Below are 19,287 nucleotides of genomic sequence, written 5' to 3' on the forward strand. Positions count from 1 at the left end.
GAGGACGCGGAGGGGGTTTTGGCGGTGGTGGTTTCAGCTCGGGCGGTGGCGGCAATTTCGGCGGCGGCGGCGCTTCCGGCGGCTGGTGAGGGCAACAGGCCATGAACAAACTCGCCCGCATCCTGAAGCACCGTTGGCTGGACGCCTCGGACACCGCGCGCGCGGTGCCCGACGACATGGCCGAGCGTCTGGCGCGGCGCGTGGCCGCCAGCGAAGGCCGGCACAGCGGCGAGGTGCGGCTGTGCGTCGAAGCCGCCCTGCCCCTGAGCTACCTCTGGCGCATCAATGCCAGCACCCCGCTGTCCACCGTGGTGCGCGAGCGCGCGCTGACCTGGTTCGGCCGCCTGCGCATCTGGGACACCGAGCACAACAACGGTGTGTTGATCTACCTGCTGCTGGCCGAGCACGCCATCGAGTTCGTGGCCGACCGGGCGCTGGCGCAACGCGTCGCGCCGGCCGAATGGCAGGCCATCGTGGACCGTCTGGGCGCGCGCCTGCGCGAGGGGGCGTTCGAGGATGGGCTCACGCAGGCCCTGGAAGAAGTGTCCGCCCTGCTGGTGCTGCACTTCCCGGCCGACGCCGGCGCCACCCGGCGCAACGAGCTGGCCGACGGCGTCGTGCGCCGTTGACGAGCGCCGGCGGACTCAGCCGCGCCGCTTGTCCTGCGCCGTGCGGCCGTTGTTGAGCGCCACATTCAATTCCTGCTGCAGCGCCTTGTTCATCTGGGCAAAGGTCTTGAGTTTGCGCGTGGTCTCGCGCAGTCGATCGGCCATGCGCTTGGAGATCGCCAGCAGCAAGCGGGCGCCCAACCTCGGGTCATCCTTGAGCAGGCGCATCAAGGCCGTGCGCGAGAGCACGGCCGCCGCGATGTCGGTGTTGGCGGTGCAGGTGGCCGAGCGCGGCGCGCCATCGAGCACGCCCATTTCCCCGATCAGGTGGCCGGGGCCCATGATGTTCACCACCATGCTCTCATGCAGGCCGGGCAACTCGTTCTCGACCGCGATGTCGCCTTCCAGCACCAGCAGCATGTAGTCGGTCTGCTTGACCTCCCCCTCCTGGATGATGACCGCGCCCGCCTTGATGAGCTTGGGCCGCATGTAGCCCACCACTTTCAGCGCATCGCTCAGGGTGAGGTCGGCCAGCGCCGACGAGGTGACCAGCAAACGGGCTGCCACCTCTTCCGGGGCCATGTCGGGGCTCTCAAAAATGGATGACATCGGCGATGCTCCCAACGTGTTCTTGTCGTGTCCGAGATGGTATGCGGACTGTCACACGGCTCGCCGCAAAAGCCAACAAAAAGACCGGCACGAGGCCGGTCCTTCTTTGATAAACGACACGAAGTCGTCGCTTATTTCTTTTGGCGGTATTTGCGCAGGGCGGCGATCTGCGCGGCCATGACCGCGAGTTCCGACGTGGCCTTGGCCAGATCGAGATCGCTCTTGGCGTTCTTCACGGCCTCTTCGGCCTGCCGGCGCGCTTCGGTCGCCTTGGCCTCATCGAGGTCGTGGCCACGGATCGCGGTGTCGGACAACACGGTGATGTGGTGCGGTTGCACTTCCAGAATGCCACCGGCCACGAACACGAATTCTTCACCGCCATCGGCCTTCTCGATGCGCACGGCGCCGGGCTTGATGCGGGTGATCAGCGGAATGTGGCCGGGCAGGATGCCCAGCTCACCGGCCTCGCCCGGCAGCGCCACGAACTTGGCTTCGCCGGAGAAGATGGATTCTTCGGCGCTGACCACATCGACGCGGATGGTGCTCATAGTTACTCCAATAAAAAAGGTGAGTGGAAAGCAAGCAGCGGGGTGGCTGGCTAGGCGCCGCGCGGAGCCGTACCAAGGTACGGCGAGCACGGCAACAACGCCAGACGCCCCGGGGCGCCGCTTTACGCCACCTTTTTGGCCTTTTCGAAGGCTTCGTCGATCGTGCCGACCATATAGAACGACTGCTCGGGCAGGTGGTCGCATTCACCGGCGGTGATCATCTTGAAACCACGGATGGTTTCGGCCAGCGGCACGTACTTGCCGGGCGAGCCGGTGAACACTTCAGCGACGTGGAAGGGCTGCGACAGGAAACGCTGGATCTTGCGGGCGCGGGCCACGGCCAGCTTGTCTTCCGGCGCCAGTTCGTCCATGCCCAGGATGGCGATGATGTCGCGCAGTTCCTTGTAGCGCTGCAGCGTGCCTTGCACGGCGCGGGCGGTTTCGTAGTGGTCCTGGCCCACCACCAGCGGATCGAGCTGGCGGCTGGTGGAGTCTAGCGGGTCCACGGCGGGGTAGATGCCCAGCGCGGCGATGTCACGGCTCAGCACCACGGTGGAATCCAAGTGGGCGAAGGTGGTGGCGGGCGACGGGTCGGTCAAGTCATCGGCAGGCACGTACACGGCCTGGATGGAGGTGATCGAGCCGACCTTGGTGGAGGTGATGCGCTCTTGCAGACGGCCCATTTCTTCGGCCAGCGTCGGCTGGTAGCCCACGGCGGAAGGCATGCGGCCCAGCAGGGCGGACACTTCGGTACCGGCCAGGGTGTAGCGGTAGATGTTGTCCACGAAGAACAGCACGTCACGGCCTTCGTCGCGGAACGACTCGGCGATGGTCAGGCCGGTCAGGGCCACGCGCAGACGGTTGCCCGGCGGCTCGTTCATCTGGCCGTAGACCATGGCCACTTTCGAGTCCTCGAGCTTCTCGAGGTTCACGACGCCGGAGTCGGCCATCTCGTGATAGAAGTCGTTGCCTTCGCGGGTGCGCTCACCCACACCAGCGAACACCGACAGACCGCTGTGGGCCTTGGCGATGTTGTTGATGAGTTCCATCATGTTCACGGTCTTGCCCACACCGGCACCACCGAACAGACCCACCTTGCCGCCCTTTGCGAACGGGCAGACCAGATCGATCACCTTGATGCCGGTTTCCAGCAGTTCCTGCGAGGGGGACAGTTCGTCGTAGGCGGGAGCCTTGCGGTGGATCGAAGCCGTCAGGGTCTGATCGACCGGGCCACGCTCGTCGATAGGCGCACCCAGCACGTCCATGATGCGGCCCAGGGTGGCCTTGCCGACCGGGACCATGATGGGGTTGGCGGTGTTGGACACCACCATGCCGCGGCGCAGGCCGTCGGACGAGCCCAGCGCAATGGTGCGCACCACGCCGTCGCCCAGCTGCTGCTGGACTTCCAGCGTCAGGGTGGAGCCTTCCATTTTCAGCGCGTCGTAAACGCGCGGCATCTGGTTGCGCGGAAATTCCACGTCCACGACGGCGCCGATGCACTGGACGATCTTGCCTTGTACTTGAGACATGATGGATACCTTCTGTTTTCTCTGGATTCGGTTGGGCGGCTGCTTCAGACCGCGGCGGCACCGGCGACGATTTCCGAAAGTTCTTTCGTGATCGCGGCCTGACGGGTCTTGTTGTAGACCAGCTTGAGTTCACCGATGACGCTGCCGGCGTTGTCGGTGGCGGCCTTCATGGCCACCATGCGGGCGGATTGCTCGGACGCCATGTTCTCGGCGACCGCCTGGTACACCTGGGCTTCCACGTAGCGCAGCAGCAGTTCGTCGATGACGGTGGCTGCATCGGGTTCGTAGATGTAGTCCCAGTCGCGGCCACCGGCGTTGTCCTGCAAGGTGCCTGCATTGAGCGGCAGCAGTTGCTCGATCACCGATTCCTGCTTCATCGTGTTGATGAACTTGGTGTACGACAGGTAGACCGCGTTGATGCGACCTTCGGTGTACGCATCGAGCAGCACCTTGACGGGGCCGATCAGCTTTTCCAGGTGAGGCGTGTCGCCCAGCCCGGTCACGCTGGACACCACCTTGGCACCGATGCGGTTGAGGAAGCCCAGGCCCTTGTTGCCGATGGCCACGGCCTCGGCGCTCACGCCCTGGGCCTGCAGTTCCTTGAGCTGGGTCGTCACCGCACGCAACACGTTGGTGTTGAGACCACCGCACAGACCCTTGTCGGTCGTGACCACGACAAAACCGGCGGTCTTGGCGTCGTTGGTCTGCATGAACGGGTGCGTGTACTCCGGGTTGGCCCGGCTCAGGTTGCCAGCGATCTGGCGCACCTTCTCGGCGTAGGGACGCGCGGAGCGCATGCGCTCCTGCGCCTTGCGCATCTTGGAGGCGGCGACCATTTCCATGGCTTTGGTGATCTTCTTGGTGTTCTCCACCGATTTGATCTTGCCGCGTATTTCCTTACCTGCTGCCATTGGGGCTCCTTAGCTGGTCAATGGGGCGGATCAGTACGTGCCGGTCTTCTTGAAATCGGCAACCGCGGCGGCGAGCTGGGCTTCGGCTTCTTTGTCCTTGTCCAGCGCCTTGCCGCCTTCCATCTTCTGCAGCAGGGCGGCGTGCTTGTCCTTCAGGAAGGCGTGCAGGCCGGCTTCGAACGGCAGCACCTTCTTGACGTCGATGTCGTCCAGATAGCCCTTGTTCACAGCGAACAGCGAGGCGGCCATCAGGCTGATGGACAGCGGCGCGTATTGGGCCTGCTTCAGCAGTTCGGTCACGCGGGCACCGCGGTCGAGCTGCTTGCGGGTGGCTTCGTCCAGGTCGGAAGCGAACTGCGCGAACGCAGCCAGTTCACGGTACTGGGCCAAGTCGGTACGGATGCCGCCGGACTGCTTCTTGATCAGGTCCGTCTGGGCAGCACCACCGACGCGCGACACCGAGATACCGGCGTTGATGGCGGGGCGGATACCGGCGTTGAACAGGCTGGTTTCCAGGAAGATCTGGCCGTCGGTGATCGAGATCACGTTGGTCGGCACGAAAGCGGACACGTCGCCGGCCTGCGTTTCGATGATGGGCAGTGCGGTCAGCGAACCGGTCTTGCCCTTGACTTCACCCTTGGTGAAGGCTTCGACGTAGTCGGCGTTCACGCGGGCTGCGCGTTCGAGCAGACGGCTGTGGAGGTAGAACACGTCGCCGGGGTAGGCTTCGCGGCCTGGTGGGCGGCGCAGCAGCAGCGAGACCTGGCGGTAGGCCACGGCCTGCTTGGACAGATCGTCATAAACGATCAGCGCGTCCTGGCCACGGTCGCGGAAGTATTCGCCCATGGTGCAGCCGGAGTAGGCCGACAGGTACTGCATGGCAGCGGATTCGGAAGCCGAAGCGGCCACGACGATGGTGTAGTCCATCGCGCCAGCCTGCTCCAGGGCACGCACCACGTTCTTGATCGACGAGGCCTTCTGGCCGATCGCGACGTAGACGCAGGTCATGTTCTGACCCTTCTGGTTGATGATCGCGTCGATCGCCACGGCGGTCTTGCCGGTCTGGCGGTCACCGATGATCAGCTCGCGCTGGCCACGGCCGACGGGCACCATGGAGTCGATCGACTTCAGGCCGGTCTGCACCGGCTGGTCCACCGATTTGCGGGCGATCACGCCCGGGGCGACCTTCTCGATCACGTCGGTCATCTTGGCGTTGACCGGACCCTTGCCGTCGATCGGCTGGCCCAGGGCGTTGACCACGCGGCCAACGAGCTCGGGACCGACCGGCACTTCCAGGATGCGGCCCGTGCACTTCACGGTGTCGCCTTCGGAGATGTGCTCGTACTCGCCCAGAATCACGGCGCCGACGGAGTCGCGCTCGAGGTTCAGCGCCAGGCCGAAGGAAGGCACGCCATCCTTGTTGGCCGGGAATTCCAGCATTTCGCCCTGCATCACGTCGGACAGGCCGTGGACACGGACGATACCGTCGGTGACCGAGACCACAGTGCCCTGGTTGCGCACATCGCTGGATGCGCCCAGACCCTCGATGCGGGACTTGATCAGTTCGGAGATTTCGGCGGGATTGAGTTGCATGACTCTTTCCTTCTTTCGTTAAATGGTGTGCAGGCGCGCCCGGAAAAACAGCCGTCAGGCCGTCAGGGCAATCTTCATTTGTTCCAGGCGGGCTTTGACCGAGGTGTCGAGCACCTCGTCGCCCACCACCACGCGAATGCCGCCGATCAGATCGGGCTGCAGTTTCACCTGGAGGTTGAGCTTGCGTCCAAAGCGCTTTTCCAGCACCCCGGAGAGCTCGGCCAGCGTGGCGCTGTCCACCTCGAAGGCGCTGTGGACCACCGCGTCGTACGCCCCCAGCTGCGCGTTCTTCAGCGCGCGGAACTGGGCGGCGATCTCGGGCAGGGCCTCGATGCGGCCGTTCTCGATCACGGTGCGTAGGAAGTTCTGGCCGATGGCGGGCAGGCTGCTCTTGAGCAGGCCGGTCATGAGCGAAAGCACCTGATCGGGTTCGGTCTTGGGGCTGTCGGCGAACTGACGCAGCTGTTCATTGGCGGCCAGGGCAGCCAGCTCGTCGAGCCAGGCCGCGGCGCCAGCCGCGTCAGGGCCTGCGGCCTTGAACAGCGCTTCCGCATAGGGGCGGGCAATGGTGGCGATTTCTGCCATGGTGGTCCTTTGAATGCCGGTCGGTGGCGTCAGGCTCGGATCAGAGCTCGGTCTTCAGGCGGCCCAGCAATTCGGCGTGAACGCCGGCATTGATTTCGCGCTTGAGGATCTGCTCGGCACCCTTGACGGCCAAGGCAGCCACCTGCTCGCGCAGGGCTTCGCGGGCCTTGACGACCTGCTGATCGGCGTCCTGGCGGGCGGCCGCCACGATCTTCGAAGCCTCTTCGGTGGCACGGGCCTTGGCTTCTTCGATCACGGTCTGGGCACGTCGCTCGGCGTCGGCCAGGCGGGTGGCGGATTCGTTGCGCGATTTGCTCAACTCTTCTTCCACCCGCTTGTTGGCCACGGCCAGTTCGGTCTTGGCTTTTTCGGAAGCGGCCAGGCCTTCGGAAATCTTCAACGCACGCTCATCGAGCGCCTTGGCGATGGGTGGCCACACGAATTTCATCGTGAACCACACCAGAATCGCGAAGACGATGGCCTGCGCAAAGAGGGTTGCATTGATGTTCATCGCAACGCCTTTCTGTGTGTTGACAAGAGGGGTGACGCACCGACTGCCGACACGGGTGGCGGATGGTGGCGACGGGATGGAAGGCCGTCACCGCAACACCAGCCCGCGCGGGGCAGCGAGCCGATTTACAGCGTGAACGGGTTCGCGAAAGCGAACAGCAGGGCGATGGCCACGCCGATCAGGAAGGCAGCGTCGATCAGACCGGCCAGAATGAACATCTTGGTCTGCAGGTCGTTCATCAGCTCGGGCTGACGGGCCGACGATTCGAGGAATTTGCCGCCCATCAGCGCGATGCCGATGGATGCGCCGATGGCGCCCAGACCGACGATGAGACCGCAAGCCAGTGCGACAAGACCCAGAACGTTTTCCATGATGACTCCTATGAAGTGGAAGTTTGTTGAGAAAGGAAAGAAACAAGAGAAACCGAATGCGACCTAGAGAGCCGCGTCAGTGCGCGTCATGCGCCTGCCCCAGATAGATCAGGGCCAGCATCATGAAGATGAACGCTTGCAAGGTGATGACCAGAATGTGGAACAAGGTCCACACCGTGCCAGCGATCAGGTGACCGATGAAGAAGAGCGAGCCGCCCAGCGACAGGGTGGCGTAGGCGCCCAGCAGGGCGATCAGCATGAACACCAGCTCGCCGGCGAACATGTTGCCGAACAGCCGCATGCCGTGCGAGACCGTCTTGGCGACGAACTCGATCATCTGCATCAGGAAGTTGACGATGCCCAGCAGCAGGGCCCAGACCGGGTTCTTGCTGGTGCCGAAAGGCGCGCTCACGAGTTCGTGCGCCCAGCCGCCCAGGCCCTTGATCTTGATGTTGTAGAACAGGCACATCAGCAGCACCGACACCGACAGACCCAGGGTGGTCGACAGGTCGGCGGTGGGCACGACGCGCAGGTAGTCCTTGAAGCCCATGGCCGGGCCGGCGCTGTGCCAGATCTGGGGAATCAGGTCCACCGGGATCATGTCCATGAAGTTCATCATGAAGATCCAGACGAACACCGTCAACGCCAGGGGGGCGACGAGCTTGCGGCTCTGGGCGTTGTGGATGACGGATTTGGCCTGCGAATCGACCATTTCCACCAGCATTTCGACGGCGGCCTGGAAGCGGCCGGGCACGCCGGCCGTGGCCACGCGGGCGGCACGCCAGAGCACGAACACCGTGAGCAGACCCAGCAGCGCGCTCACCACGACGGAGTCGAGGTTGATCACCGAGAAATCGACGATGGATTCCTGCTTGTGGTTCGTCAAGTGGACGAGGTGGTGGCGGATATATTCGCCCGGGGTCAAAGTGCCTTCAGCAGCCATGTTCGTGTGTCCGATGAGCCGGAGAGTCAACCGTTTGCATTTGATCGCTTGGCCTGGATGAGGTATCCAAACCAATAGACCTTGAGAACCAACACAAGCCCGACCAGAAGGCCGAACCAATTCAAGGGAGAGACCACCCAGGGGGCTGCGGCCAACATGACCACCGCCAACAGGATCTTGACGCCCTCCCACAGCAGGAAGCCGGCAAATGCCGCGTTGGCGTGCTTCGCCCACACACGGGACATTGCACTGGAGGTCAACCCGTAGGCCATGAGAGCCGAAGGAATTGCCACCGCCGCCGCGCCATACAGAACCGACCACGCCACCGAGGACGACTGCCACAGCAGTCCACCCACGATGCTCGCCGCCAGCCCCACCAGCCACTGCACCATCACCAGCCGCCAGAGCGAGAGCACTGGCTGGCCAACCCGCCACTGCTGCGCTTCTTCGCGCGTCAATGGCTTGAAATCGGATTCCTGCTCCCCATCTTCCTGGTCTGTCCAACCGGGCGGGATCGAATGGCCTTGCGTCATGTTCGACCTCGCGCGTGACAAACAGACGACAAAGCGCCTGGGTTGCAAAGCCGCTCATTATACGTAGAAACCCCAGCCCTCCGTCAATATTCGGCGGACGGGATAACCGTGCCCGCCACGCGCCCCGAGGGTGCGGCCGATAATCCCGCCATGACCGACCTGCCCGACTCCCTGTGCTTCCTGGATGGGGACTACGGTCCGCTGCGGGAGGCCCGCGTGAGTGTGCTCGACCGCGGTTTCATCTTTGGCGACGGCATCTACGAGGTGCTCCCCGCCTATGGCGGCCGCGTGTTCCGCTTCGCCGAACACATGGCGCGGCTGGAGCGCTCGCTGCGCGAACTGCGCATTCCCAACCCGTTTTCGCCCGACGAATGGCTGGGCATCGCGCGGCGCCTGATCGCCGACCAGCAGACCCGCGGCGTGCACGACCAGCTCGTCTATATACAGATCACCCGGGGCGTGGCCCCGCGCGACCACGTGATGCCGCCCGGCCTCCAACCCACGGTGTTCGCGATGGCCAACCCGATGAAGCTGGCCACCCCGGGCAACGCGCCCACGGCGTGGCCTGCGTCACCGCCGATGACTTTCGCTGGCGCAAGGCCCACATCAAGGCCACCAGCCTGCTGGGCTCGGTGATGGCGCGCCAGATCGCCGCCGATGCGGGCGCGGTGGAGGTCGTGATGTTCCGCGACGGCTTTCTGAGCGAAGGCGCGTCCAGCAACGTGTGGGTGGTCAAGGATGGCGTGGTCATGGGCCCGCCCAAGGACAACCTGGTGCTCGAAGGCATCCGCTTCGGGCTCATCGAGGAACTCTGCCGGCAGCAAGGCCTCCGGCACGAGCTTCGCCGCGTCACGCGCGCGGAGGTGCTGTCGGCCGACGAGCTGCTGCTGTCTTCGGCCACCAAGGAAGTGCTGCCCATCACCACGCTGGACGGCGCGCCGGTGGGACATGGCGCCCAGCGCGGCCAGCCTGGCCCCGTCTGCGCGAGCCTCTATGCGGGCTACCAGCGCGTGGTGGCCGCTCAATCGATCTGAAGAACTGGAAAATGGACCGATGGAACTCCCGCCCGACATCCCCCCCGAACAATCGCTCATCACCTACCCGAGCGACTTCCCCATCAAGGTGATGGGCGCCAACGTGGAAGGTTTTGCCACCGCCATGACGCATGTGGCGCGCGCCTTCGACCCCGGCTTCGACGAAAGCACGATCGAACAGCGCCCGAGCAAGGCCGGCAACTACCTGGGCCTCACGCTCACGGTGCACGTGACCAGCCGCGAGCAGCTCGACGAGCTCTACCGCACGCTGACCACGCACCCGATGGTCAAAGTCGTGCTGTGATCATTCGCACACTGGGCCGGGTGGACCACGCGCCCACCTACGAGGCGATGCAGGCCTTCACCGCGGCGCGCACGGCCGACACGCCCGACGAACTCTGGATCTGCGAACACGACCCCGTCTTCACCCAGGGCCTGGCGGGTCGCGAAGACCACCTGCTGGCCCCGGGCGACATCCCGGTGGTGTCGACCAACCGCGGCGGCCAGGTGACCTACCACGGGCCGGGCCAGGTGGTGGCCTACCCGCTGATCGACCTGCAGCGCGCGGGTTACTTCGTCAAGGAATATGTCTACCGCGTGGAAGAGGCGGTGATCCGCACCCTGGCCACCTTCGGCGTGACCGGCCACCGCGTGGCTGGCGCGCCCGGCATCTACGTGCGGCTGGACGACCCCGGCAGCCACGCCCTGCTGCCGCAGCGGCCGCAGAAACGGAACCCGGGCGAACCCCTGCCCCCACCCGACTTCACCGGCCTGGGCAAGATCGCCGCGCTGGGCATCAAGGTCAGCCGCCACTGCACTTACCACGGCGTGGCGCTCAATGTGGCGATGGATCTTCAACCCTTCGATCGCATCAACCCCTGCGGCTACCCGGGCCTGCCCACGGTCGACCTTTCTACAATCGGGGTCGCGGCTTCCTGGGACGACGCCGCGGCGGTGCTGAGCCAGAAGCTCATCGCCACCCTGAGCCCCTGACCCCAACCGCGCCACCCGCGCCCATGCCATGACCCGCCTCGACACCCCCACGGCCCCCGCCAGCAGCACCGTCCGCGACGCCCAGCCCGCTGCCAGCTACGACGCCACGGCCAAGCAGAAAAGCCAGGCCAAGACCGCGCGCATCCCGATCAAGATCGTGCCGGCCGAGGTGCTGAAGAAGCCCGAGTGGATTCGCGTCAAGGCCGGCAGCCCGACCACCCGCTTCTACGAGATCAAGGACATCCTGCGCACCAACAAGCTGGTGACGGTGTGCGAGGAAGCGAGCTGCCCGAACATCGGCGAGTGCTTCGGCAAGGGCACAGCCACCTTCATGATCATGGGCGACAAGTGCACGCGCCGCTGCCCGTTCTGCGACGTGGGCCACGGCCGCCCCGATCCGCTGGACGTGAACGAGCCCGACAACCTGGCCAAGACGATCGCGCAGCTGAACCTGAAGTACGTGGTGATCACCAGCGTGGACCGCGACGACCTGCGCGATGGCGGTGCCGGCCATTTCGTGGCCTGCATCGAAAAGACGCGCGCCCTGTCGCCCCAGACGCAGATCGAGGTGCTGGTGCCCGACTTCCGGGGCCGCGACGACCGCGCGCTCGACATCCTCAAAGCCGCGCCGCCCGATGTGATGAACCACAACCTCGAGACCGTGCCGCGCCTGTACAAGGAAGCGCGCCCGGGCTCGGACTACCAGTTCAGCCTGAACCTGCTCAAGAAGTTCAAGGCGCTGTTCCCGCACGTGCCGACCAAGAGCGGCCTCATGGTCGGCCTGGGCGAGACCGACGAGGAAATCCTCGAGGTGATGCGCGACATGCGCGCGCACCACATCGACATGCTGACCATCGGCCAGTACCTCGCCCCCAGCGGCCACCACCTGCCGGTGCGCCGCTACGTGCACCCCGACACCTTCAAGATGTTCGAGGCCAAGGCCTACGAAATGGGCTTCACGCATGCCGCCGTGGGCGCCATGGTGCGCAGCTCGTACCACGCCGACCAGCAGGCCCATGGCGTGCTCAACCCCGAAGTGAAGTGACATGCCCGCCGCGCACGACCACCTGAGCGTGCGCGACTACGGCGCCTCGCACGGCAGCCACGACCACGACCACTTCCAGATCCTGGTGGGCCTGGAAGGTGTGCTCGAACTGGAGGTGGCGGGACGCGGGCAACGCATCGCCGCCGGCGACGGCTGCGTGGTGCCGCCGGGCGAACACCACGATTTCGAAGGACGGGACGCCACGCGCTGCCTGGTGCTGGACTCGCACGACCCCGCCTGGGCCCGGGCCGTCGCGGCGCCGCCCCCCGGCGTGCAGCCCCTGGCGCGTTACCTGGCCGCCGCCGTGTCGGCGGGCCTGCCACGCGCCCGCCAGGCCGGCGCCGGCCTGCTGCTCGAAGCCTGGTTGCAACACGGCCCCGCCACCGCCCTGCCCCTGGAACGGCCTCGCCGCCCCATCGACTGGGCCGCGCTGAACCAGTGGCTGCAAGCGCGCTGGCAAACCCCGCTGACCGTGGCCGACCTGGCCTCGCAGGTGCACCTGAGCCCATCGCAGTTCACCGCGCGCTGCCAGGCCGAGCAGGGCGACAGCCCCATGCAGTGGCTGCGCCGACAGCGCCTGGCCCAGGCCCGCGCCTGGCGCGCCCATGGGCTGAGCGTGGCCGAGACGGCGCGGCGCATCGGTTACCGCTCGCCCTCGGCCCTGACGGCCGCCCTGCGCCGCGAGCCGCCCCGCGGCTGAGCGCCACTCAAGACCCGCGAAACGCGACGACACACCAGCGGATCGCGACGAAGGCCCGGGCTAAGCTCCGGGCATGAGCCTCTCCTTCCTGCCCGGCCACCGATGAGCCGGCATCACCACTCCCTGGCACTGGGCATCGGCTTTGGCGCCGCCGCCGGTGCCGCCTGGGGCTTCGTGTTCCTGGCCCCCGAACTCGCGCGCGACTTCTCGCCCTTGCAACTCTCGGCCGCCCGCTACCTGGCCTATGGCCTGGTGGCGCTGGCCCTGATCGCGCCGCGCTGGCGCGCCGTGGCGCCCCGGTTGGGCCGACCGGAGTGGTGGGCGTTGCTGCGCCTGAGCCTGCTGGGCAACATCCTGTACTACGTGCTGTTGGCGTCCGCCGTTCAGCTCGGTGGCATGGCCATGACTTCGCTGGTCATCGGTTTCCTGCCGGTGGCGGTCACGCTCATCGGCAGCCGGGGCCACGGGGCCGTACCGCTGCGCCGGCTCGCGCTCACCCTGGCGCTGGGCATCGCGGGCATCGCCTGCGTGGCCTGGCAGGCGCTGGGCGTGCCGTCCGAGGCGCCGGTGGCCGACCGCCTCACAGGTTTTCTCTGCGCCCTCGGTGCGCTGGCGGCCTGGACCGCCTACGCCGTGAGCAACAGCCGCTGGCTGGTGCGCCTGGACCATGTGTCCTCGCACGACTGGAGCCTGCTCACCGGCCTGGTGACGGGTGGGCTGGCCCTGCTGCTGGCGGTGCCAGCCTTCATGGGCAGCCGCCTGAGCGACCACACCGGCGCGCAATGGGGAAGCTTCATCGGCGTGGCCGCCGGCATGGCCATCGTGGCCTCGATCCTCGGCAACGCGTTCTGGAACCGGGCCAGCCGCCTGCTGCCGCTGACCATGATCGGGCAGATGATCCTGTTCGAGACCCTGTTCGCCCTGCTCTACGGCTTCCTGTGGGAGGCGCGCTGGCCCACCGCGCTGGAGGCCCTGGCCATGGTGCTCGTGAGCGCCAGCGTGCTGGCGGGCATCTCGGCGCACCAGCCGCAGCCGGCGCCGGAGCACGGCAACTAGTCGGTCATCAGGGCCGCGGGGTCTTCCGCGGCGAGCACGCTCTGCGCCCAGGTCTGCAGGCGCGTGGTGTCGCAGCGCAGGATCTGCTGCTTGACCGCCAGGATCTGCGAGGGGTGCATGGAAAAGCTGCGCAGCCCCAGGCCCAGCAGCAACCGCGTGAGGCTCACGTCGCCCGCCATCTCACCACACACGCTCACGCCCTTGCCCTTGGCCCGGCATTGCTCGATGGTGCTGGCCAGCAGGTGCAGCACCGCCGGGTGCACCGGGTCGTAGAGGTGCGACACCGCTTCGTCCGCGCGGTCGATCGCCAGCGTGTACTGGATCAGGTCGTTGGTGCCGACGGACAGGAAATCGAAGTAGCGCAGGAACAGCGGAATGGTCAGGGCCGCGGCCGGCACCTCGATCATCGCGCCGAGCTTGACGTGGCCATGGGCGATGCCGGCGTTGTCCAGCTGTTCGCGGGCGCGGTTGACCAGCGCAAGGGTCTGGCGGATTTCGCTGGCGTGCGCCAGCATGGGAATGAGCAGGTGCACCGGGCCGTGCGCGGCGGCACGCAGGATGGCGCGCAGTTGCACCAGGAACATGGCCGGCTCGGCCAGGCTCCAGCGGATCGCACGCAAACCCAGCGCCGGGTTGAGGTGGTCCTCGCCCGCGCGCGAGGCGCCTCGGTCCAGCGGTTTGTCCGCACCCACGTCGACGGTGCGGATGGTGACCGGCAGGCCCTGCATGCCCTCGACCGCGCGCCGGTAGGCGTGGTACTGCTCTTCCTCGTCGGGCAGTTTGCCGGCCCGTCCCATGAACAGGAACTCGCTGCGAAACAGGCCCACGCCCACGGCGCCGGCCTTGAGCGCCGCCACGGCGTCCTCGGGCTGTTCGATGTTGGCCAGCAGTTCGATCTTCTGGCCATCGAGCGTGACGGCCGGCGTGTTCTTCAGGCGCGAGAGGCGCTCGCGCTCGACCTCGCCCTGGCGTTGCTTGAAGCCGTACTCGGCCAGCAGGATGGGCGAGGGATCGACCAGCACCACGCCGGCATCCCCATCGATGATGACCCAGTCGTCCTGCTGGATCAGCTGGCTGGACGAGCGCGCGCCCACCACCGCCGGGATGTCCATGCTGCGCGCGACGATGGCGGTGTGGCTGGTCTTGCCGCCCACGTCGGTGACGAAACCGGCGAAGACGCTCTGCTTGAACTGCAGCATGTCGGCGGGCGACAGGTCGTGCGCAATCAGCACCAGCGGCGCCTCGATGCTGCTGTCGTGCACCGCCTTGGCTTCGCCACCCGGCGCCACCGGCGAGGCCACGCCGCGCATGAAGCGCAGCATGCGCTCGACCACCTGCTCCAGGTCGGCCTTGCGCTCGCGCAGGTACGGGTCTTCCATTTCGTCGAACTGGCGCGCGATCACCTCGAGCTGGGTGGTCAGCGCCCATTCGGCGTTGTAGTGGCGGTCCACGATCCAGTGCTTCACGCCGCTGGTGAGCTGCTCGTCCTGCAGCAGCATCAGGTGCACGTCGAGCAGCGCGGTGAGTTCGGGGTGCGCGTCATTGGGGCCGAGGTCGTGCAGGCTGTGCTGCACCTTCACGATTTCCTCGGCCACCGCGTTGCGCGCGTGGCGCAGGCGTTCGATCTCGCTCTCGACCTGCTCGGCCTGCACGAAGTAGTGCGCCACGTCCACACGGCTGGACGCCACGATCACGGCCCGCCCGATGGCAATGCCCCGGGAGACCGCCAGACCGTGGATGGAGATGGTCATTCGCCCTCGCCGAACTTGTCGTTGACGAGCGCCACCAGCGCGTCCATGGCAGGTTGCTCGTCCTTGCCATCGGTCTCGATCTCGACCACGCTGCCGATGCCGGCGGCCAGCATCATGACGCCCATGATGCTCTTGGCGTTGACGCGCCGTTCGCCGCGCGACATCCACACATCGCAGGCGAAGCCGCCGGCGAGTTTGGTGAGTTTGGCCGAGGCGCGCGCGTGCAGCCCGAGCTTATTGCTGATGGTCACGGTGGTCTTGATCATGCGTGGCTCGTTTGGCCTGGTTCTGGGGCGCGGTCACCGCCACCTGGATGACACCTTGCGTGGCGCCGATCATGGCGCGCGAGATCAGCGCATCCAGCGATTCATGGCGGTACGACACGGTGCGCAACAGCATGGGCAGGTTCACGCCGGTGATGAGTTTGGAGTTGATGCCGTCGATGAGTTTCTGCGCCACGTTGCAGGGCGTGGCGCCGAACACGTCGGTCACGACCAGCGTCTGCGGCAGGTGCATCTGGCGCATCAGCGCGCGGGCCTGCGCCAGCGACTCCTCGGGCGGCACGTTGGGTTGCACATCCAGCGCCGACACCGCGTCGGCGCTGTCGGGGAACACATGCAGCACGCACTGGCGCAGTGCGGAGGCCAGCGGCGCGTGCGCCATGATGAGGATGCCGTTCATGGCCCCAGTTTAGCCCGCGCGGCCGGCCGCGCGGCGCAGGTGGGCGCGCAGGAACACGGCGTAGGCGAGAACGCCACAGACGCCAAAGAGGGTGATGGCGCCGCGGTAGCGGGCGACCTCGTTGTCCACGAACAGCCCCAGGGCATCGATCAGCAGCCCGATGCCCCACTGCACCACGAACACGCCACCGAAGATGACCAGGTTGTAGCCCGAGAGCGCCCGCCCGGCGGCCTCGGCCGGCAGGGCCAGGGCCACGGCGGGCTGGGACAGCGAGCCGACCGTGCAGCTCACGCAATACAGGGCCCAGAGCGGCCAACCGGCGCGCTCGCCCAGCAGCACGATGGCGCCCAGCACGACGAAACTCAGCGGCAGGCCCCAGGCGATCAGGCGCTCGGGCAGCCAGCCCTGGCGCGCCAGCCGCGGGTTGAACACCCCCCAGAGCCAGAAGGTGCACAGCATGCAGAGGTTGATGCCGAACAGGCCGCCGGCCGCCTGCTCCGGCGTGTAGCCCGCGACCTTCACCATCCAGGGCCCGGCCCACAGCGTCTGCACCGCGATCATGCCGCCGTAGTTGACGAAGCCGATCGGCACCATCTGGCGGAAATAGGGATGGCGCCAGACCATGCCGTAACCCGGCTCGGAGACTGGGGCAGCAGGCTCCGCCGGCTCGGTCCGCCGCCAGCGCGGCACCGTCCAGACGATGCCCACCATCGACAGCAGGATCAACCCGCCCAGCAGCCAGAACAGGCCGCGCCAGCCGGTCAGCGGCATCAGCCACTGCACCGGCAAGGTGGCGGCCACCATGCCGAACGAGCCGGTCATGAGCATCCAGGAATTGGCGCGCATCTGCGCCAGGGGCGTGAGCCAGCGCCGATAGCCGGTGAGCGGGGCCATCAGGCAGGCGCTCACGCCCATGCCGATGAGCACGCGCGCTGCCAGCAGCCAGGTGAAGCTGGTGGCCAGCGCGAACGCGGCACAGCCGGCAACCGCCACCCCCAGGAACCACAGGATCACGGTGCGCGGGCCATGGCGGTCCAGCCAGTTGCCCAGCGGCAGTTGCGTGAGCGCGAAGCCGAAGAAATAGCCTCCGGCCAGCAGGCCGAGATCGCCCGCATTGAGCGACATCTCGGCGCTCAGGGTGGGCGAGAGCGTGGCCGTGATGGCGCGCAACAGCGCCGACAGGAAATACGCGAGCGCGAAGGTCAGGAAGACGATGACCACCGTGCGCGGCGCGAGCAACTCGCTTTGCGGGGGGCGCGGCGCCACCGCGCCGTCGAGGCGCACGGGACCGGGTCGAACAGTCGGGTTCATGGCAGCTTGAGTCCGTCAAAAAAGGCGGTGGTCACGTCGTCGCGCAGCGCGGGGCCATAGACCGCCGCCTGGTACACCTGCGTGCCGCGCGCGAAATGCACCGCGCGCACCTGCACCGGTTGGCCTTGGTGGTCGGTGCCTTGCGCCGCCAGGCCCAGGGCCTGGGTGGCGCCGGGCACGGCCGCCGGCCAGCGTGTCGCGGGGTCGTCGGCCCGCGCCGGGTCGACGCGCACGGCCCCCAGCGAGGCGCGGCGCCAGCCGTTCAGCGCGGCGGGCACGCGGGCGGCGTCACCCAGCTCGGCCCAGGCCAAGGCGAAGGTCAGGCCACCCGTGTCGCAGCTGTGCATGTGCAACTCGGCCGGCGCACCGCCATCGAGCGGCACCGGCCGCGCGGCGGACTCGGGCTTGCAGGGCATGAGCGCCAGCAAAGTCGTGCCCTCGGGGCGCAATTCGCGCCAGTTGAAGGTGGGGTTGCACGCACTGAGGACCAGCCCGGCGGACAGCGCGAGCCCCAGCGGGCGCAGGCGGCGGCGCGGCGCACCGCCGGGAACGGGGACAGACATGGAATTCCAGCCAGAGAGGCCACCGCCGGGACACCGCAGCGAAGGCGGGGTCGCGCACAATGGCAACATGAATGCTCTGGATGGTATCCGCATACTTGATCTCTCGCGCGTGCTCGCCGGCCCCTGGTGCACGCAGACGCTGGCCGATCTGGGCGCCGATGTGGTGAAGGTGGAGCGCCCTCCGGGCGCGGGCCATCCCGGCGGCGACGACACCCGCGGCTGGGGCCCGCCCTTTCTGCAGGGACGCGATGGCCAGGACACCGCCGAGGCGGCCTACTACCTGGGTGCGAACCGCAACAAGCGCTCCATCACCTGCGACATCGCCACGCCCGAGGGCCAGGCCCTGATCCGCGAGCTGGCCGCCAAGGCCGATGTGTTCGTCGAAAACTACAAGGTCGGCGACATGGCGCGCTACGGCCTGGACTACGCCGCGCTGCGCGCGATCAACCCCCGACTCGTCTACTGCTCCATCACCGGCTTCGGCCAGACCGGTCCCTACAAGGACCGCGCGGGCTACGACTTCGCCATCCAGGCCATGGGCGGCCTCATGAGCGTGACCGGCGAGCGCGATGCGCTGCCCGGCGGCGGCCCGCAGAAGGTGGGCGTGGCGGTGACCGACCTGTTCACCGGCCTGTACGCGACCATCGCCATCCAGGCCGCGCTGCGCCACGCGGAGCGCACCGGCGAAGGCCAGCAGATCGACATGGCGCTGCTTGACACCCAGGTCGCCATGCTCGCCAATCTGGGCGCCAACTACCTGGTGCGCGGCCGGGACGAAGGCAAGGTGCCGGGCCGGGCGGGCAATGCCCACGCCAACATCGTGCCGTACCAGGCCTTTGAGGTCGCACCGGATGCGCAAGGCCAGGCGCAATACATCATCCTGGCCGTGGGCAACGATGGCCAGTTCGCCAAGTTCTGCGCGGTGGCCGGACGGCCCGGGCTCGCCACCGACCCGCGCTTCGCGCAGAACCAGAACCGCGTGCGCCACCGCGAGGTGCTGGTGCCCCTGCTGGCCGACCTGCTCAAGACGCGCGGCAAAGCCGACTGGCTGGCCGCGCTGGAAGCCGCCAAGGTGCCCTGCGGCCCGATCAACAACCTCGCCGAGGTGTTCGCCGACGGGCACGTGCGCTCGCGCGACATGGTGCACACCTGGTCGCACCCGCTGGCCGAGGCGGTCGACCTCGTCGCCAGCCCGCTCAAGCTCAGCGCCACGCCGGTGCGCAACGACCTGCCGCCACCGCTGTTGGGCCAGCACACGGCCGAGGTGTTGGATGACTGGCTGGCCTGCCCGCCCGAGCGCCTGGCCGAACTTCAACGCCGCGGCGCGGTCTGAACCACGACGCCCCAACTTCGTGACACCCATGAGCGACATCGCCACGCCCCCACCCGCCACCGCCGCGCAGGCCTTGCCC

22 protein-coding genes and 1 pseudogene are annotated in these 19,287 nt (G+C 67.1%); 8 read left to right on the forward strand and 15 right to left on the reverse strand.

Annotation, left to right across the window (positions count from 1 at the left end; genetic code table 11):
* Window positions 1-101: 101 nt before the first annotated feature.
* Window positions 102-629 carry a TPM domain-containing protein gene (locus AC3WPZ_RS24640; protein WP_382163109.1) on the forward strand — a complete coding sequence of 176 codons (528 nt, stop codon included), beginning with the start codon at window positions 102-104 and terminating at the stop codon, window positions 627-629.
* 15 nt (window positions 630-644) lie between these two features.
* Here AC3WPZ_RS24640 and AC3WPZ_RS24645 read toward each other — a convergent pair whose 3' ends face one another.
* From AC3WPZ_RS24645 to AC3WPZ_RS24690, 10 genes are all read right to left on the reverse strand, one after another.
* The gene (locus tag AC3WPZ_RS24645) at window positions 645-1,190 is read right to left on the reverse strand and encodes a cyclic nucleotide-binding domain-containing protein (RefSeq protein ID WP_291114468.1); all 546 of its coding nucleotides are present in this window, start codon (window positions 1,188-1,190) and stop codon (window positions 645-647) included.
* A 158-nt stretch (window positions 1,191-1,348) separates the two neighbouring features.
* Window positions 1,349-1,765, reverse strand: coding sequence for a F0F1 ATP synthase subunit epsilon (locus AC3WPZ_RS24650; RefSeq protein WP_291114471.1), 417 nt, complete (start codon window positions 1,763-1,765; stop codon window positions 1,349-1,351).
* 122 nt (window positions 1,766-1,887) lie between these two features.
* Entirely contained in the window at window positions 1,888-3,294 is a 1,407-nt protein-coding gene (atpD, locus tag AC3WPZ_RS24655; RefSeq protein WP_444687988.1) for a F0F1 ATP synthase subunit beta, read from the reverse strand.
* Between the two features lie 44 nt (window positions 3,295-3,338).
* Window positions 3,339-4,205: a F0F1 ATP synthase subunit gamma gene (atpG, locus tag AC3WPZ_RS24660; protein ID WP_291114477.1), complete on the reverse strand. Its 867-nt coding sequence runs from the start codon at window positions 4,203-4,205 to the stop codon at window positions 3,339-3,341.
* Between the two features lie 30 nt (window positions 4,206-4,235).
* Window positions 4,236-5,798 (reverse strand): F0F1 ATP synthase subunit alpha, encoded by a 1,563-nt coding sequence (gene atpA, locus AC3WPZ_RS24665; RefSeq protein ID WP_492442036.1) that lies wholly within the window; start codon window positions 5,796-5,798, stop codon window positions 4,236-4,238.
* 54 nt (window positions 5,799-5,852) lie between these two features.
* Window positions 5,853-6,383 carry a F0F1 ATP synthase subunit delta gene (locus tag AC3WPZ_RS24670; RefSeq protein WP_291114483.1) on the reverse strand — a complete coding sequence of 177 codons (531 nt, stop codon included), beginning with the start codon at window positions 6,381-6,383 and terminating at the stop codon, window positions 5,853-5,855.
* Between the two features lie 40 nt (window positions 6,384-6,423).
* Window positions 6,424-6,894 (reverse strand): F0F1 ATP synthase subunit B, encoded by a 471-nt coding sequence (locus tag AC3WPZ_RS24675; RefSeq protein ID WP_382163119.1) that lies wholly within the window; start codon window positions 6,892-6,894, stop codon window positions 6,424-6,426.
* Window positions 6,895-7,019: 125 nt separating this feature from the next.
* Entirely contained in the window at window positions 7,020-7,265 is a 246-nt protein-coding gene (gene atpE, locus AC3WPZ_RS24680) for a F0F1 ATP synthase subunit C (protein ID WP_009519254.1), read from the reverse strand.
* 76 nt (window positions 7,266-7,341) lie between these two features.
* The gene (gene atpB / locus AC3WPZ_RS24685) at window positions 7,342-8,208 is read right to left on the reverse strand and encodes a F0F1 ATP synthase subunit A (protein WP_291114489.1); all 867 of its coding nucleotides are present in this window, start codon (window positions 8,206-8,208) and stop codon (window positions 7,342-7,344) included.
* A 26-nt stretch (window positions 8,209-8,234) separates the two neighbouring features.
* A complete protein-coding gene (locus tag AC3WPZ_RS24690; RefSeq protein WP_444687987.1) occupies window positions 8,235-8,741 on the reverse strand; it encodes an ATP synthase subunit I in 507 nt (168 codons plus the stop codon).
* Between the two features lie 150 nt (window positions 8,742-8,891).
* Between AC3WPZ_RS24690 and AC3WPZ_RS24695 the strand changes: the two are divergent.
* From AC3WPZ_RS24695 to AC3WPZ_RS24720, 6 genes and pseudogenes are all read left to right on the forward strand, one after another.
* Window positions 8,892-9,775, forward strand: a pseudogene (locus AC3WPZ_RS24695) (D-amino acid aminotransferase).
* 19 nt (window positions 9,776-9,794) lie between these two features.
* A complete protein-coding gene (locus AC3WPZ_RS24700) occupies window positions 9,795-10,079 on the forward strand; it encodes a DUF493 family protein (RefSeq protein WP_382163125.1) in 285 nt (94 codons plus the stop codon).
* On the forward strand, window positions 10,076-10,768 hold the full coding sequence (gene lipB, locus AC3WPZ_RS24705) for a lipoyl(octanoyl) transferase LipB (RefSeq protein ID WP_492442038.1): 693 nt from the start codon (window positions 10,076-10,078) through the stop codon (window positions 10,766-10,768). The genes AC3WPZ_RS24700 and lipB overlap by 4 nt, the downstream gene beginning before the upstream one ends.
* Window positions 10,769-10,796: 28 nt before the next feature.
* A complete protein-coding gene (gene lipA / locus AC3WPZ_RS24710) occupies window positions 10,797-11,813 on the forward strand; it encodes a lipoyl synthase (RefSeq protein ID WP_291114503.1) in 1,017 nt (338 codons plus the stop codon).
* Window position 11,814: 1 nt separating this feature from the next.
* Window positions 11,815-12,513, forward strand: coding sequence for a helix-turn-helix transcriptional regulator (locus tag AC3WPZ_RS24715; RefSeq protein WP_382322848.1), 699 nt, complete (start codon window positions 11,815-11,817; stop codon window positions 12,511-12,513).
* A 102-nt stretch (window positions 12,514-12,615) separates the two neighbouring features.
* Window positions 12,616-13,569: a DMT family transporter gene (locus AC3WPZ_RS24720; RefSeq protein ID WP_492442040.1), complete on the forward strand. Its 954-nt coding sequence runs from the start codon at window positions 12,616-12,618 to the stop codon at window positions 13,567-13,569.
* On the opposite strand, the gene ptsP is transcribed toward AC3WPZ_RS24720, so the two are convergent.
* From ptsP to AC3WPZ_RS24745, 5 genes are read right to left on the reverse strand one after another with little or no spacing between them, the layout of a single operon-like run.
* Window positions 13,566-15,320: a phosphoenolpyruvate--protein phosphotransferase gene (gene ptsP / locus AC3WPZ_RS24725; RefSeq protein WP_382163135.1), complete on the reverse strand. Its 1,755-nt coding sequence runs from the start codon at window positions 15,318-15,320 to the stop codon at window positions 13,566-13,568. The genes AC3WPZ_RS24720 and ptsP overlap by 4 nt on opposite strands.
* The gene (locus tag AC3WPZ_RS24730) at window positions 15,317-15,586 is read right to left on the reverse strand and encodes an HPr family phosphocarrier protein (RefSeq protein WP_297398850.1); all 270 of its coding nucleotides are present in this window, start codon (window positions 15,584-15,586) and stop codon (window positions 15,317-15,319) included. The genes ptsP and AC3WPZ_RS24730 overlap by 4 nt, the downstream gene beginning before the upstream one ends.
* Window positions 15,555-16,001, reverse strand: a complete 447-nt coding sequence (locus AC3WPZ_RS24735; RefSeq protein ID WP_382163137.1) for a PTS sugar transporter subunit IIA — start codon at window positions 15,999-16,001, stop codon at window positions 15,555-15,557. Before AC3WPZ_RS24735 ends, AC3WPZ_RS24730 begins: the two co-directional genes overlap by 32 nt.
* Window positions 16,002-16,010: 9 nt before the next feature.
* The gene (locus AC3WPZ_RS24740; RefSeq protein ID WP_444687982.1) at window positions 16,011-17,312 is read right to left on the reverse strand and encodes an MFS transporter; all 1,302 of its coding nucleotides are present in this window, start codon (window positions 17,310-17,312) and stop codon (window positions 16,011-16,013) included.
* The gene (locus AC3WPZ_RS24745) at window positions 17,309-17,875 is read right to left on the reverse strand and encodes a hypothetical protein (RefSeq protein WP_444687981.1); all 567 of its coding nucleotides are present in this window, start codon (window positions 17,873-17,875) and stop codon (window positions 17,309-17,311) included. Before AC3WPZ_RS24745 ends, AC3WPZ_RS24740 begins: the two co-directional genes overlap by 4 nt.
* A 67-nt stretch (window positions 17,876-17,942) precedes the next feature.
* Between AC3WPZ_RS24745 and AC3WPZ_RS24750 the strand changes: the two genes are divergently transcribed.
* Window positions 17,943-19,208 (forward strand): CaiB/BaiF CoA transferase family protein, encoded by a 1,266-nt coding sequence (locus AC3WPZ_RS24750; protein ID WP_382322844.1) that lies wholly within the window; start codon window positions 17,943-17,945, stop codon window positions 19,206-19,208.
* Window positions 19,209-19,287 lie beyond the last annotated feature (79 nt).

Source organism: Hydrogenophaga sp. FW305-3-2-15-A-LB1 (assembly GCF_058787875.1).